Raw genomic sequence first — 14,134 nt, forward strand, 5'->3', positions numbered from 1 at the left:
GGTGACGCGTCGGCGGGTCACCTTCTCGCCAGACCAGCACATCGCGCGCTCGCGAGCGCGGTACGCGAGCACGGCCTGGCCGTGCGCTGCGGCACACTGGAACCGTGAACATCGAACGCATCGTCCGCGATTCATCCAACACCGATCCGGGACAGTTCTACCTGCTGCTGACCGCCTCAATCGTGCCGCGGCCCATCGCCTGGGTGTCCTCGCGCAGCGCTGCCGGAGTGGACAACGTGGCCCCCTACAGCTTTTTCTCGGTGGCCTCCACCGCACCCCCCATCATCTCGTTCACCTCGGTCGGCGGCGCCAAGAACAGTGCGGCCAACGCCATCGAGACCGGCGAGTTCGTGGTGAACGTCGTCACCGAGTCACTGACCCGCAAAGCCAATGCCAGTTCAGCCGGATTCGACTCCGACAGAGATGAATTCGTCGAGGCGGACATCGCCTCGGTACCCGCCGAGACAGTGAACTGTCTACGCGTGCGCGACTCCCCCGTCGCACTGGAGTGCCGCCTGCACCGCCACCTCGAGGTGGGCAACTGCGTGGTGGTGATGGGCGAGGTGGTCGCGGTGACGCTGGATGCCTCGGTGGTGGCCGAGGACGGTCTGCCCGACTTCGCCCGACTGGCACCGATGAGCCGCCTCGGCCGCCAGGAATGGGGTTTGCCCAGTCGCACGATCGAGATCGACCGCCCCACCTAGGAGTGGGGCTACGGATTCAGCTGCGGCGCAGTCGCGCTCGGCCATCGTGCATGTGCGCCAGCAACAGCGCGTCGGCTCGTGCCAGATCGCCGGCGGCCACCGCATCGACGATGGCGGCGTGTTCATCCACCCGTTCGGCGGCGGATGTGTAGCTGCTGCCCATGGCGCGCAGGCACATCCGGGTCTCCACGATGATCGTTTCGTGAAACCGCGACAGCCGGGGACTACCGGCACATTCGACCAGCCGCTCATGAAAACCCATGTCGGCGTTGCCGATCGCCGTGCCGTCGGGTTCGTCGACGAACACGGCCATTTGCGCCACCGCATCCCGTAGCGCCGCTACGTCGGCCGGATCGGCACGCCGGACCACCGCCGCCAGCGCCGCACGTTCCACCGCGGTACGTGCCACGTACATGTCGTCGATGTCGGCATCGTCCATCGCGGTGACGAAGATCCCGCGGTTGCGGTAGCTGACCAGCAGTCCTTCCTGGGTGAGGCGCTGCATCGCCTCACGCAACGGACCGCGACTGACTCCCAGGTCGGCGGCCAGCCCGGTCTCGGTGAGTTGCGCGCCCGGCGCCAGATCTCCGTCGGCGATGGCCGTGCGCAACTTGCGCGCGATGATCGACGGCGTCGACTCGACCACCACGGGTTCGAGAACGCGTTTGCGCGTCGCCTCACCCATGGACTCCCCCAGAGCTGTCCATCACTCGCCGAGAACACGCTCGCGCAGCTGTGGGGTGAACGGCTGGGTGCGGTTGCCACCGGCCGCCTTGGCCTGATACATCGCCAGGTCTGCGTCGCGCAGCAGGTCGTTGATGGTGCGGCGATCGTCTCGGGGGACCACCAGTGAGCCGATGCTGGCGCTGACGGTGACCACACGTCCGTCGATGTCGATGGGTTGCGCCAGCGCCTCGTGCACCGCCGCCGAGGTCCGCTCCACATCCAACGCATCCGCCACCACGGCGACGAACTCGTCGCCGCCCACCCGGCCGACCAGACTGTTCTCGTCGACCACGGACCGCAGTCGGCACGCCACCATGCGCAGGACGTCGTCGCCGAAGCTGTGGCCGCGCGAGTCGTTGACCGACTTGAGATTGTCCAGATCGAGGAAGAGCACCGCGAAATCGCAGTCCCGCTCTGGCTTCTCGATGATCGCGCGGATGGCGTTGACCACGTGTAGCCGGTTGGGCAGGCCGGTCAGCGAGTCGTGGGTGGCCTGATACTCCAAGCGCACGCTGGCTTCTCGTGCGGCGGTCACATCGTTGAGGGACAGCACGAACGGCGAGTTGTCCGAGTCGTCGAGGAACCGACAGCGACCCGCCAGCCACTTGTGCTCGCCGTTGGGACTGGTCACGCCGATGGTGAATGACACTGGGGCACCCGAGGTTCGAGCGCGAACATGCGGCAGCTCGTCGTAGTCCAGCACGCGCCCGTCGATGTCGCGGACCTGTAGGCGACGCGCCAGCTGCGGCAGGGTGATGGTGCTCATCTCGGCTTCGCTGACCCCGGTCACCGTGGCCGCAGCGGGATTCCACGATTGCACGGTGCCGTCCCGCGAGGTAATGATGACGCCTTCGACCAGACCGGTGACCACGCTGGTGAACAACCGTTCGGCGCGGCGGGTGGCCGCCTCGGCCTCCTTCTGAGCGGTCAGGTCGCGCAGGATCACCTGATAGGCCTCGCTGCCCTCCCACATCGTCAGCACCGACACCGCCTGCACCGGGACCTCCACCCCGTCGAGCCGGATGATCGTCAACTCCGTGGGCTCCGAGGTGGCGCCGAGATGATCCAGGCGCCGAATCCGCGAGATCAGCCCGCGCACGTGATCGGGATGGACGAAATCGGCTAGCGACTTTCCGATCACGGAGTCGGCGGTGTCGGCACCCACCAGCCGGACCCCGGCCGGGTTCACATAGACCAGATCGGCGCCGCCGTGCACACAGATCGCGTCAGGGCAGTAGTCGACGAGGGCTCGATAGCGCTCGTCGAGGTCGCTGACGGCCACCGACGTCGCGAAGGGGGACTGCTCGCGCACGCCCTCACCACCCTTCGTCTCAGACCACCAAACCTCATTGAACCACCTGCTGAGGACACGTTCCGGCGTGGTGGGACCAGGTCGGACAAATCGCCGCTACCGAATAGGCGGTTCACCAACGACGTCCCGATGGTCAACGACCGCGAAACCGGGGTTAATCGATGTCGGAGGGTGTCGCGCGCCGCGCACCCCCGCACCGCCAGGTGCCCGACACATGAGGAGAAACACAGTGATGACCAGAGGTTCGACGACGAGCAGACGCACACCGCAGATCATCGGGATCGGCGCGGCCACCGGCTACGGGTGGGGTCGCGACGCCCTGTGGAACGGTGTGAGCAGCGGAAAGCCGGCCGGAGTGTTGTACGGCGGATACGGCCGCAACCAGGATGAGGAGGTGTGGCTGGCGCGGGTCACCGAGGGCGGTGATCCAGCCGACAGTCCCAGTCGGTTCTCGCGCGCCATGCGTGGGGCCGCTCGGGAGGCCATCGCCGACGCCCACGACCGTGGCTGGACACCCGGGCGCCGGGTGGGATTGCTGCACGCGGTGGTCCTCGGCGACGTGGAGGACTGGCGCACCTTCTACCTCGACGACGGCGGCCAACGGCGCATCCGGGACTACATGCGGCTGCTGCCGTCCACCCCGATCTCCACGCTGATGCAGGAGTTCGGGTTCCACGGGCCGGCGATGAACGTCTCGGCCACCTGCAGTTCGGGCAACGTGGGGTTGCTGACGGCCAAGATGTGGCTCGATGCCGGACTCGCCGACGACGTCGTCTGCATCACCACCGATCTGTCGCTCACCCCCGAGAACGTCGAACACTTCGTGCGGCTGGGAGCCGGCGTGGTCGATGTCGAGCCGCTGGAGGCCTGCCGCCCGTTCCAGGAAGGCAGCCGCGGCTTCGCGATGGGAGAGGCCTCGGTGGGTATGGTGGTCACGAAATCGCCTGCGCGAGGCTATCTCTCGATCGAAGGTGGTTCCATGACCCACGACGCCTATCACGTGGCGTCGGTCGATCCGGCGCACACCGAGATCATGCGGTGTGTGCACGAGGCCCTCGACGATGCCGGGGTGTCGGCCCGCGACGTGCGTTATCTCAACGCTCACGGCCCGGGCACCGCACAGTGCGACGCCGCCGAGCGCGCCATCCTGGCAACGGTGCTGGCCCCGGGTGCCCCGTCGGTGTACTCGATCAAGCCGCTCACCGGCCACTGCCAGGGGGCGGCGGCCGCCGTTGAGATCGCTGCGGCCGCGCTCGGTGCCGAGCACGGCGTGGTGCCCGCCCCACCGCAGGTGGCGCCCGCCCATCCGCAGTTGCTCAACGGGGCCACCCCGATGGTCGACGGCCTGATCGTCAAGCCGTCGTTGGGCATGGGTGGGCACAACTCGGTGGTCGTGTTGGCACCCGTCGGCTGATCGATGCCGCCACGCCAGGGTGGGTCATCGGCCACTCCCGGTCGCCGAAGTCCGGTGGCCCACCCTTGGTCGGGCGCTAGTGTTCCTCGGGTGACCGACACCCGACGCCTGCATGCCTTCACCGACGATGCCCTGGGCACCCTCGATGCGACCGGCGTGGCCGAGGCCGTCGCCGCCGGGGCCATCTCGTGTGAGGAAGCGGTGAGCGCCGCGATCGACCGCGCCGAGGCCGTCGAGGCGTTGGGTGCGGTGGCGTTCTCCGACTACGAGCGGGCCCGAGGTTTGGCTCGCAGCGCCGGAGTCGGGGTGTTCGCGGGTGTGCCCACCTTCATCAAGGACAACACCGACTACGCCGGATTGCCCTGTCGCAACGGCTCGTTGGCGGTGCCGGATCGGATCGTGGAGCGCAACGCCGCGTTCACCGACCAGTTCTTGTCCACCGGGCTGATCTGCCTGGGCAAGTCGGCGATGCCCGAGTTCGGGTTCAACGCGTCCACCGAGTTCGCCGACGACCGCCCACCCACCCGCAACCCCTGGGACATCAACCGCTCGTCTGGTGCATCGTCGGGCGGATCGGCGGCACTGGTGGCCGCCGGGGTGGTTCCCATCGCCCACGCCAACGACGGCGGCGGGTCGATCCGCATCCCCGCGGCGGCGTGTGGGCTGGTGGGCCTGAAGCTGACCCGCAACCGCGAGGTGCTCGACGCGCACGCCGCGCAGATGCCGGTCAACATCGTCTCCAACGGCGCGCTGACCCGAACAGTCAGGGACACAGCCGCTTTCGTCGCACAGCTGGAGCGCTACCGACCGGCACCGAAGTTGCGACCGGTGGGATCGGTGACCGGTCCCAGCGCGCGTCGGCTGCGGGTGGGGGTGATGTATCAGGCACTTCCCGGCGCCCAGGTGGACGTGCCCACCACCGACGCCGTCAGCGACACCGCGCACCTGTTGAGCGAGCTGGGCCATCACGTCACCGACATCGGGTTGCCGCTGCCTGCCGCCGAACTCGAACGGTTCGCCGACGACTTCGCCCACTACTGGAAGCTGCTGGGGTTCTCCCTTCAGCATTTCGGTTCGGCGACCATGGCCAAGGGATTCGACGGATCCAAGACCGAGTCGCTGACCAGGGGGCTGGCGGCCAGCTTTGCCCGCAGCTTCTGGCGCACCCCGAAAGCCGTTCTGGGCCTGCGTCGTACGCAGGCGCGCTACCACGACATCTTCGCCGACATCGACGTGCTGGTGTCGCCGGTCTTGGCCCACATCACCCCGGAGTTGGGTCACCTGTCGCCGACGAACCCGTTCGACGTGCTGTTCCCGCGGCTGCTGGCCTACGTGGCGTTCACCCCGTTGAACAACGCCAGCGGCGGCCCGGCCATCTCACTACCGTTGGGCCGAAGCGACTCCGGGCTACCCATCGGTGTTCAGGTGGCCGCCGATCACGGTGACGAACGCACCCTGTTGGAACTGGCCTACGAGCTCGAGGCCGCACGCCCGTTCGCCCGGATCACCGACGCCTGAGTCACTTCTTGCGGGTGCCGGGCAGCATCCCGGAGTCGATGACCCCCTTGACGAACGGGCGCACCGTGGCGATCAGGTGATCGAAACCGTCGAACGTCGCCCAGGGCGCGGCGGCCGCATCGTCGGTGATCATCTCGAGCTCGTCGTAGAGCAGACCACCCGCAGCGGTCAGCTGGTCGGTGTCCTCGGTGACGACCAGCAGTCCACGCTGCACCAACGCCGACTGCGCTGTCTCCCAGTCCGAGTCGGACCAGCCACGGGAGAACTGCGAGATCCGCCGCCCCAGCCCGCGTTTGCGTAGATCTGGGTTCGGGTGGGTGGCTTCATGGAACACCAGGGCCTCCACCCGACCCAGCCCGGCGGCGGTCAGGGCAGCAACGTGCCCGTCGCCGCGCCATTCTCGAACGATGGCCAGCGCGTGCCACAGCTGCAGGTGCAGCCCGTCGGGGCGCGGCGAGTGCGCCCACGCCGCGGCCAGCGGACGACCGGGCATCGGTAGGTCGGCGGCGATCGCGTACACCGTCTGCACCAGTTCGGGCAGTTGCGGCGACTCGATGCGCTCCCCCAACGCCACCCGGAGCATCTCGTCGAGCATCTGGAAGCGGCGATCTGAGACCTTGTGCAGACCAACGGCTTTCGCCCGATCCCAGGCCGGGTGCACCACGTCGGGGTTGAAGTTGAAGAACGTCGAGGACACCACGGGGCCGGTGCAGTCACCCAGCGGGGCGCCGCGTGCACCCACGTACCAGGCGTAGCCGTCGAGGCCGGTGTCGGCCATCGCGGCGTCGAGTCCGGAGTTGAAGTAGGCGAGAACGTGCAGGGGTTCGGTGGTCTCGTAGAAGGTGCGGGCTCGGGCCCGCGCGGCGTCGTCGAACCTCAGCGTCATGTCACCACTTTCTGCTCAGCCGTCTCGGCCGCTTCACACTACTGCGATGAGAATGGGCGACGTGGGAACCCGGAGAATCGTGGCAGGACTGGCCTGGCTGCTGGGTGCAGGGACGTTTGTGATCTGTGAGGCGGTGACCGCGGCCGCCACACCGGGATACAGCTATCTCGGCGACGTCATCAGCGACCTCGGCGCCCACGGCCCACTACGGTCGCTGATGAACGTCGCGTTCGTGGTGCACGGCGCGGCGCTGCTGGTGGGTGCGCTGGGTGTCCGCGCGGCCCGCCGACCCGTGTTCGTCGCCGCCGCGACCATCAACATGATCGGCAACGTGGCTCTGGCACTGGTGCATTCGAACTCGCACCTGTCGCAGATCCATGTGGCCGGGGCCGCTGCAGCCATTGTCGGCGGCAATGTCGCCGTGATCGTCGGGGCGGGTGTGGTGGGCATGCCGAGGTGGTGGCCTGCGGTCAGCATCGCATTCGGCGCGTTCGGTTTGGGGTGCGCGGTGGCGTTGACGACCGGCGGTTGGGGCGTGGCGACCGGGGCGGTCGAACGCGGTTCGGTCTATCCGATCGTGGCGTGGGAGGTGCTCGCTGGAGCGCTGCTCGTCGTCACCGCCCGGGCTCATCGCGCGGGCTCGGGCACTATGGAGTGATGACTGATCTCAACGGCAAGGTTTTCGTGGTCGTCGGCGCCACCGGCGCTCTGGGTTCCCGGATCGCCGGGCTGCTGGCCCAGCGGGGCGCGGCGCTGACGGTGACCGGGACATCGGCGCAGTCGTTGGCGTCGGTGTCGATCCCCGGCGCGCACACCGTGGTCACCGATCTGCGGCTGCCCGACGACCCGCGATCGCTGATCGCCGCGGCCAAGGCGCAGCACGGACGGATCGACGGAGTGATCAACGCCGCCGGGGTGGTGGCGTTCGGGCCGCTGGCCGAGATCGACGACGACACCGTCGACGACCTGGTGCTCATCGACTTTCTCGGTCCACTGCGGTTGCTGCGCGCAGCATTGGGCGAGGTGGAGCAGGGCGGTGTGATCGCCGGCATCTCCGCGGTACTGGCCGAATCGCCGATGGGTGGGATGGCCACCTACTCGGCGGTCAAGTCGGCCACCGCCGCATTGTTCGCCGCCGCAGCAAAAGAGGCGCGCCGCAACAAGATCCGCGTCCTGGACATCCGACCCCCACACACCGAGACCGGCTTGGCCGAGCGTGCCATCGCCGGCACCGCTCCCAAGATGCCCACCGGCCTGGACCCCGACGCGGTGGCTCAGCGCGTGGTCGATGCGGTCACCGGTGACGAACGAGACGTTCCCAGTAGCGCGTTCGCCTGAGCAGAGCCCGGCGAGTGCGGACATGAGTGCGTGGTTCGAGTTCGACGCCCCCCTGGAACTGTTGCCGTGGAAGGCGCACACCTATCCGATCTTGCGACTGCCCGGCGATCTGGTGGCGGCGGCGAAAGTGGAGAAGACCCGGCGGATCGAAGGCACCATCGACGGCGTCGAGGTGAACCTCGGCATCAACCGAACCGACGTGACGCCCGACTCGTTCATCTACCTCGGCCGTGGTCAGCAGCGACGCCTGCAGGTGGAGGTCGGCGAGCTGCTGTCGTGTCGGCTGCGCCCGGTCGACCCCGACATCGTGCCGGTCCCCCAGGATGTCGCCGACGCCTTGGCCACCGCCGGGCGTACGGCGGCGTTCGAGCGCATCCGGCCGGCTCAACGGCGGCGGATGATCAAACCGATCATCGATGCCGTCCGCGACGACACCCGTGCCACACGCATCAGCGCGCTCATCGCTGCACTCGATGACCGATGACCGTCGACCCCTGCTGAAAACGTCCCCGTGGTGGGGGGCCGAGGGCACATTCCCCTCCACCCGGTGCCACGGGGACGTTCTCAGCAGGGTCACGCGTGTCAGCCCAGAACCAGGCTCTCGCCGTCGGCTGCGACGTTGACCGGCACCACGTCGCCGTCGGTCACCAGACCAGCCAACAGTTGTTTGGCCAGCTGGTCGCCGATCGCCTGCTGCACCAGCCGCCGCAGCGGCCGCGCCCCGTAGAGCGGGTCGAATCCCCGTGCCGCCAACCATCTTTTGGCGTTGTCGGAAACCTGCAGGGTCAGTCGGCGCTGCGCCAACCGGGTCTGCAACGACCCCAGCTGGATGTCGACGATGCGAGTCAGTTCCTCCGGGTTGAGCCCGTCGAAGATCAGCACGTCGTCGAGCCGGTTGATGAACTCCGGTTTGAACGCCGCGCGCACCGCGTTCATCACCATCTCCTCGCTGCCCCCGGCGCCCAGGTTGGACGTGAGGATGAGGATGGTGTTGCGGAAATCGACCGTCCGACCTTGCCCGTCGGTCAGCCGGCCCTCGTCGAGCACCTGCAACAGCACGTCGAACACGTCCGGGTGGGCCTTCTCGATCTCATCGAACAGCACCACCGTGTAGGGACGCCGACGCACTGCCTCGGTGAGCTGACCACCGGCCTCGTATCCGACGTACCCCGGAGGGGCGCCGACCAGCCTTGCGACGGAATGCTTTTCGCCGTACTCACTCATGTCGATGCGCACCATGGCCCGCTCGTCGTCGAAGAGGAACTCCGCCAACGCCTTCGCCAGCTCGGTCTTACCGACACCGGTGGGTCCAAGGAACATGAACGACCCCAGCGGCCGATTCGGGTCGGCAACGCCTGCGCGAGAACGACGCACCGCATCTGAGACCGCCTCGATCGGCTTGCGCTGACCGATGACCCGTTGCCCCAGTTCGTCTTCCATCCGCAGCAGCTTGGCGGTCTCACCTTCGAGCATGCGTCCGGCCGGCACGCCGGTCCACGCCGAGACCACCTCGGCGACGTCGTCGGGGCCCACCTCCTCCTTGAGCATCACCTTCTCCCCCGCCGGCGCGCCCTTGGCCTCGGCGGTGGCGAGTTCCTTTTCCAGAGAGGGGATCTGGCCGTAGCGCAGTTCCGCCGCACGCCCCAGGTCGCCGTCACGCTCGGCGCGTTCGGATTCACCGCGCAGTGATTCCAACTTCTCCTTGAGCACCCGTACCGAGTCGATGGCCGATTTCTCACCCTGCCACCGCGCCGAGAGCTCGTTGAGCTTCTCCTGCTGATCGGCCAATTCGCTGCGCAGCTTTTCCAGACGCTGTTTGGACGCCTCGTCGGTCTCCTTGGCCAGCGCCATCTCCTCGATCTCCAGGCGCCGCACCGACCGCTCCACTTCGTCGATCTCCACCGGGCGCGAGTCGATCTCCATCCGCAGCCGGGATGCAGCCTCGTCGACGAGGTCGATTGCCTTGTCCGGCAGGAACCGTGAGGTGATGTAGCGGTCACTGAGCGTGGCCGCCGCGACCAGCGCGGAGTCGGTGATACGCACACCGTGGTGCACCTCGTAGCGCTCCTTGAGTCCACGCAGGATGCCGACGGTGTCTTCCACCGAGGGCTCACCGACATAGACCTGTTGGAAACGACGTTCCAGGGCAGCATCCTTCTCGATGTACTTGCGGTATTCCTCCAGGGTGGTGGCCCCGACCAGTCGCAGCTCACCGCGGGCCAACATCGGCTTGATCATGTTGCCCGCATCCATCGCCGAGTCGCCGGTGGCACCGGCCCCGACGATGGTGTGCAGCTCGTCGATGAAGGTGATGACCTGCCCGGCGGCCGAGGTGATCTCCTCCAGCACGGCCTTGAGTCGCTCCTCGAACTCGCCGCGATACTTGGCGCCGGCCACCATCGAGGAAAGATCCAGGCTGACAACGGTTTTGCCGCGCAGGGACTCGGGTACGTCGCCGGCGACGATGCGCTGTGCCAGCCCTTCGACGATGGCGGTCTTGCCGACACCGGGTTCGCCGATGAGCACCGGGTTGTTCTTGGTGCGCCGCGAGAGCACCTGCACCACCCGGCGGATCTCGGTATCGCGGCCGATGACCGGGTCGAGCTTGCCCTCACGCGCCCGGGCGGTGAGGTCGGTGGAGTACTTCTCCAACGCTTGATACGTCGACTCGGGATCAGGCGAGGTGACGCGCGCGCTGCCGCGGACGGCGACGAACGCATCGCGCAGCGCCTGCGGGGTGGCGCCGAGGTCATGCAGCAGCGTGGCCACATCGGAGTCGCCGGTGGCCAGACCCACCATGAGATGTTCGGTGGAGACGTAGTCGTCGCCGAGTTCACCAGCGAGTTCCTGGGCGGCGGTGACCGCGCGGATGGAATCGCGGGTGAGTTGCGGCGCGGAGTTGGCGCCCGAGGCCTGCGGCATGCGAGCCACCAGGTTGGCCGCCGATGACCGTACGGCCGCTGGATCGACTCCGACTGCGGTGAGCAGTGGTGCTGCGATCCCGTCGGGCTGTTCGAGCAGTGCAACCAGGATGTGCGCCGGGCGAACATCCGGGTTGCCTGCGGTGGTGGCAGCCTGCAGCGCAGCCGACAGTGCAGCCTGCGCCTTGGTGGTCGGGTTGAAGCCACCCGGGTTGGGAACAGACATGTGACACCTTCCTCACGCCGGCCAGGCGGGGAGACTCCAGAAAACCTGAGCCGGATACGCTTAAGTTACTCGGACCGAGTGGTCCGTCGCAAGAGTCAACCGTCTATTTCTTGAGTCTATTCCGCTCAAGTGTGGTCGCTGCGGTGTCTCGACAGCTCAGCTGCCAGGTCCATCGAGGGTGGTCGCTTGCAGCCTCTCTGGGTGGGTCGACGGCATCCTCTGCTCTCGACGACATGCGCAACGAGACGTGGTCTACCTCGACACCTCAGCGCTGGTGAAACTGTTGTTCACCGAGAACGAAACCCGATCGGGTAATGGTGGCCACCTACGATCACCGGTTGCGCGCAGCCTGCGACGCAACGGGCCTGTCGACGGTGGCACCTGGAACGTGAATCATCCTCTGCCGCAGCCGATCAGCCACGCCGCGACCTGCCCGGCGGTGCCCGGCGATGCGGGGACGGCGGTGTGCGCGGCGGGATGCACGGCCATGGCCACCCGGTTGCCGCGTGCCCGGTAACGACGAACGAGGGCGTCGAGAAACGGCAGTGGGGCCACCGCATCGAAGGCACCAGCATCCACCCGGATGGGTATCGACGTCGGGATATTGAGGTGGGCAACGTCGTTGGCGTCGACGATGCGGGTCAGCCGGGTCAACGCGGTCGCGCCGCGGGGACCCAGCAACTCACTGGGGGCCAACGCCCCGAACACCCTCGGTGATCCCAGCTCGCCGAAACACCGGGTGTCCACCGCCGGCAGCAGCCGCGTGGCTCGGGCACTCAGTCCGCCGCCGGTGACCAGCGCGGCGAAGGCGGGATCGACCGTGGCCGCGCCGGTGACGATGAGCGCCGCCAGACCCACCAGATCGCCGGTGGCCGCGCCGGCGCGCACCCCCACGGTGCTGACGGCCCGCACGATGGCCGCCATCTCGGTAGGCGGGGTGATGGCCGCCACCCCGCGAACCCGCATCCCCCGCCACTGTTCCACCGGCGCTGCCGCAGCGAACAGCGCAGCGACCGCACCCTCGGAGTGCCCGGCCAGCACCACATCTCGCCCAATCCGCCGATCGGCCCCGCGCACCGCGACCGCCATGTCGATGACCGAGCGGGCCAGCGACCGGCCGATCAGGTAGGGATGCCGACCCGGACCACCGATGCCCTCGAAATCGGGCCGGGCAACAGCGAATCCGGCAGCCAGCAGGCGCGCGACGATCGGGTCGCCGGTGGTCATCCGAACCAGTTCGGGGTCGCCGACACGCGCGGTGGACGGCGCACACCGATCTGCGGCGCCGACGGTCATGTGGCTCCACACCACCAGCGGCCAGCCACCGCGTGGCACGGGCCCACGCGGTAGCGCCAACGAGCCGGTCATCGTGGTGGGCGTCGCGGTGATCGACGTCGATGAGTACCGCAGCACGGCGGTGCTCGCCGCACCCGGCACCACCACCGGCCCTGCGGTGACCGTCCGTGAGGCGAGCACCACCGGGGCCACCACTGCCGACGCCGGTGTCCCCGAGGCCGGAACCAACACCCCCGCAACGACACCGGCGACGACCAGCGCGACCGTGAGCGGCCGCGTCATCGTCGGGCCGGAATCAACCCGATGCCGGCGCTGGGTTCGCGGTCCAGCCGGTCGAGGGTGTCGCGGTAGAAGCGCGCCACCGGTACCAGCTGCGACACGTCGACCTTGTCGAAGGTGTCGGCATCGTCGTACATGTAGCGCGGTCCGGAGATGAAGCTGACGATCGGCACCCCGGCCCCGAACACGAACGAGGCGTCGGTGGGGATTCCGCCGATCAGCTGCGCCGGGGTGGCGTTGAGTAGGGTTGCCGCGCGAACGTTGTTGCGCACCAACGACTGCGCCAACGCGACCTTGAGATCTAGGTTCAAGTTCTCGAAGATCCCCTTGGGCTCGGGCAGATTCGTGGTGATCAGCCGCCCGTCGCGTGCACGGCGGGCGTGTCTGCCGATGTGTTCGATGGTCGCGTTGGCGACGATACGCCATGGGGTGGAACGATTTTCGATGTACTTGCGTACAAATGCCTGATGGGACTGGTATCCGGTGAAGTGGGTGTCGAAGGTGACGAACATCAGTGACTTCTGCCGTGGTCGGTAGCCGGGCCGCGCAGCAAGGCGGCCATAGTGCTCGGCCAGCGCGATCACCTCCGCAGTACCGGTCCCATCCTCCACTGCCCCGGCCGACACCGAATCGTGGTGCGACTGCACCATCACGGTGTCGCGGGTGCGTCCGGGCAGCATGCCGACCACGGTGCGTCCGGTCACCGCCCGCCGGTTCACCGTGAGGTCGAGCCGCGCACGATGTCCGTTGCGGGCCAGGCTTTGTCGTAACCGGGCGCCTTCGCGCGCGGTCACCCACATCCCGGGGATGGTGATGGCCAGACGTCGGTAGTACTCGTTGTGATAGCGGTTGGAATCGAAGTAGTCGGCCAGGACACCGACGAAACCCACTGCGCCACCGGCGATCGCGGCTCGCACCGTCGACTCCAGCGAGGTGACGTACGGGTTGGCCGCCAACATCACCTCAGGATCGAAGCGGGTGTTGTCGGGGTCGTGGATGTACTCGGCCAGCGCCAGCAGAGCTGCGGTGGGCAGGGTGAAGTTCAGATCGAACAGCACGATCTTGCCGCGCACATCGCGGCCCTGCACCCTGCCCTTACCGATGTCGACGACCGGCGCGCTACGTCCGCCGCGCCCGGTGGTGCGGTACGACGCGCGGGCGTCGGCACCGATGAACGAATGGGCGACGGGGAACACGTCGAACCGGGTGTCGCCCACGCGCAGGGCGGCATTCGACGGTGTCCAGTCATAGGAGGTGACCTCCTCGTAGTGCACGTCTGACAGGCCCGCCTGGCGGAAACGGTGCGCTACATACGATGCTGCCTGCGCACCGCCCGGCGATCCGGTGGCCCGCGGAGCGATGTCGACGAGGTCGCGCACCGTCTGCGCGATGCGCGTGGTGCGCAGTGGGTCATCGGGTGCCGCGTTGACCGAGGCGTGACCCGCCACCGTCAGAGTCATCGACGCCGCCAGCGTCACCACCACACACCGCATCGCAGATCGCATCTGCCGAAG

The 14,134-nt window shown here is 67.9% G+C and carries 12 protein-coding genes; 6 read left to right on the top strand and 6 right to left on the bottom strand.

The features are described 5' to 3' along the window. Nucleotides 1-104: 104 nt before the first annotated feature. Nucleotides 105-704 (top strand): flavin reductase family protein, encoded by a 600-nt coding sequence (locus KIK15_RS05485; RefSeq protein WP_214243068.1) that lies wholly within the window; start codon nucleotides 105-107, stop codon nucleotides 702-704. Nucleotides 705-720: 16 nt separating this feature from the next. Here the strand turns inward: KIK15_RS05485 and KIK15_RS05490 are convergent, their stop codons facing one another. Further along, nucleotides 721-1,389 carry a GntR family transcriptional regulator gene (locus KIK15_RS05490; RefSeq protein WP_214243069.1) on the bottom strand — a complete coding sequence of 223 codons (669 nt, stop codon included), beginning with the start codon at nucleotides 1,387-1,389 and terminating at the stop codon, nucleotides 721-723. Nucleotides 1,390-1,410: 21 nt separating this feature from the next. Then, nucleotides 1,411-2,742, bottom strand: coding sequence for a diguanylate cyclase domain-containing protein (locus tag KIK15_RS05495; RefSeq protein ID WP_214243070.1), 1,332 nt, complete (start codon nucleotides 2,740-2,742; stop codon nucleotides 1,411-1,413). A gap of 232 nt (nucleotides 2,743-2,974) precedes the next feature. Here KIK15_RS05495 and KIK15_RS05500 point away from each other — a divergent pair, with 232 nt between their 5' ends. Beyond that, entirely contained in the window at nucleotides 2,975-4,156 is a 1,182-nt protein-coding gene (locus KIK15_RS05500; protein ID WP_214243071.1) for a beta-ketoacyl synthase N-terminal-like domain-containing protein, read from the top strand. Nucleotides 4,157-4,246: 90 nt separating this feature from the next. Then, nucleotides 4,247-5,674, top strand: coding sequence for an amidase (locus KIK15_RS05505; RefSeq protein WP_307851743.1), 1,428 nt, complete (start codon nucleotides 4,247-4,249; stop codon nucleotides 5,672-5,674). Between the two features lies 1 nt (nucleotide 5,675). Here the strand turns inward: KIK15_RS05505 and KIK15_RS05510 are convergent, their stop codons facing one another. Further along, nucleotides 5,676-6,560, bottom strand: a complete 885-nt coding sequence (locus KIK15_RS05510) for a hypothetical protein (protein WP_214243073.1) — start codon at nucleotides 6,558-6,560, stop codon at nucleotides 5,676-5,678. Nucleotides 6,561-6,621: 61 nt separating this feature from the next. On the opposite strand from KIK15_RS05510, the gene KIK15_RS05515 reads away from it, so the two are divergent. The 3 genes from KIK15_RS05515 to KIK15_RS05525 are packed head-to-tail and all read left to right on the top strand — an operon-like array spanning nucleotide 6,622 to nucleotide 8,382. Continuing rightward, entirely contained in the window at nucleotides 6,622-7,218 is a 597-nt protein-coding gene (locus tag KIK15_RS05515) for a DUF998 domain-containing protein (RefSeq protein ID WP_214243074.1), read from the top strand. Beyond that, the gene (locus KIK15_RS05520; RefSeq protein ID WP_214243075.1) at nucleotides 7,218-7,898 is read left to right on the top strand and encodes an SDR family oxidoreductase; all 681 of its coding nucleotides are present in this window, start codon (nucleotides 7,218-7,220) and stop codon (nucleotides 7,896-7,898) included. Before KIK15_RS05515 ends, KIK15_RS05520 begins: the two co-directional genes overlap by 1 nt. 22 nt (nucleotides 7,899-7,920) lie before the next feature. Then, nucleotides 7,921-8,382 (top strand): YdeI/OmpD-associated family protein, encoded by a 462-nt coding sequence (locus tag KIK15_RS05525; protein ID WP_214243076.1) that lies wholly within the window; start codon nucleotides 7,921-7,923, stop codon nucleotides 8,380-8,382. A 98-nt stretch (nucleotides 8,383-8,480) separates the two neighbouring features. On the opposite strand, the gene clpB is transcribed toward KIK15_RS05525, so the two are convergent. The 3 genes from clpB to KIK15_RS05540 form a co-directional block, all read right to left on the bottom strand. After that, the gene (gene clpB, locus KIK15_RS05530; protein ID WP_214243077.1) at nucleotides 8,481-11,045 is read right to left on the bottom strand and encodes an ATP-dependent chaperone ClpB; all 2,565 of its coding nucleotides are present in this window, start codon (nucleotides 11,043-11,045) and stop codon (nucleotides 8,481-8,483) included. Between the two features lie 393 nt (nucleotides 11,046-11,438). Beyond that, complete coding sequence (locus KIK15_RS05535; protein WP_214243078.1) at nucleotides 11,439-12,623, bottom strand: lipase family protein; 1,185 nt, start codon at nucleotides 12,621-12,623, stop codon at nucleotides 11,439-11,441. After that, the gene (locus tag KIK15_RS05540; RefSeq protein ID WP_250323933.1) at nucleotides 12,620-14,125 is read right to left on the bottom strand and encodes a M28 family peptidase; all 1,506 of its coding nucleotides are present in this window, start codon (nucleotides 14,123-14,125) and stop codon (nucleotides 12,620-12,622) included. Before KIK15_RS05540 ends, KIK15_RS05535 begins: the two co-directional genes overlap by 4 nt. Nucleotides 14,126-14,134: the final 9 nt, after the last annotated feature.

Source organism: Williamsia sp. CHRR-6 (assembly GCF_018474015.1).
Taxonomy (GTDB): domain Bacteria; phylum Actinomycetota; class Actinomycetes; order Mycobacteriales; family Mycobacteriaceae; genus Williamsia_A.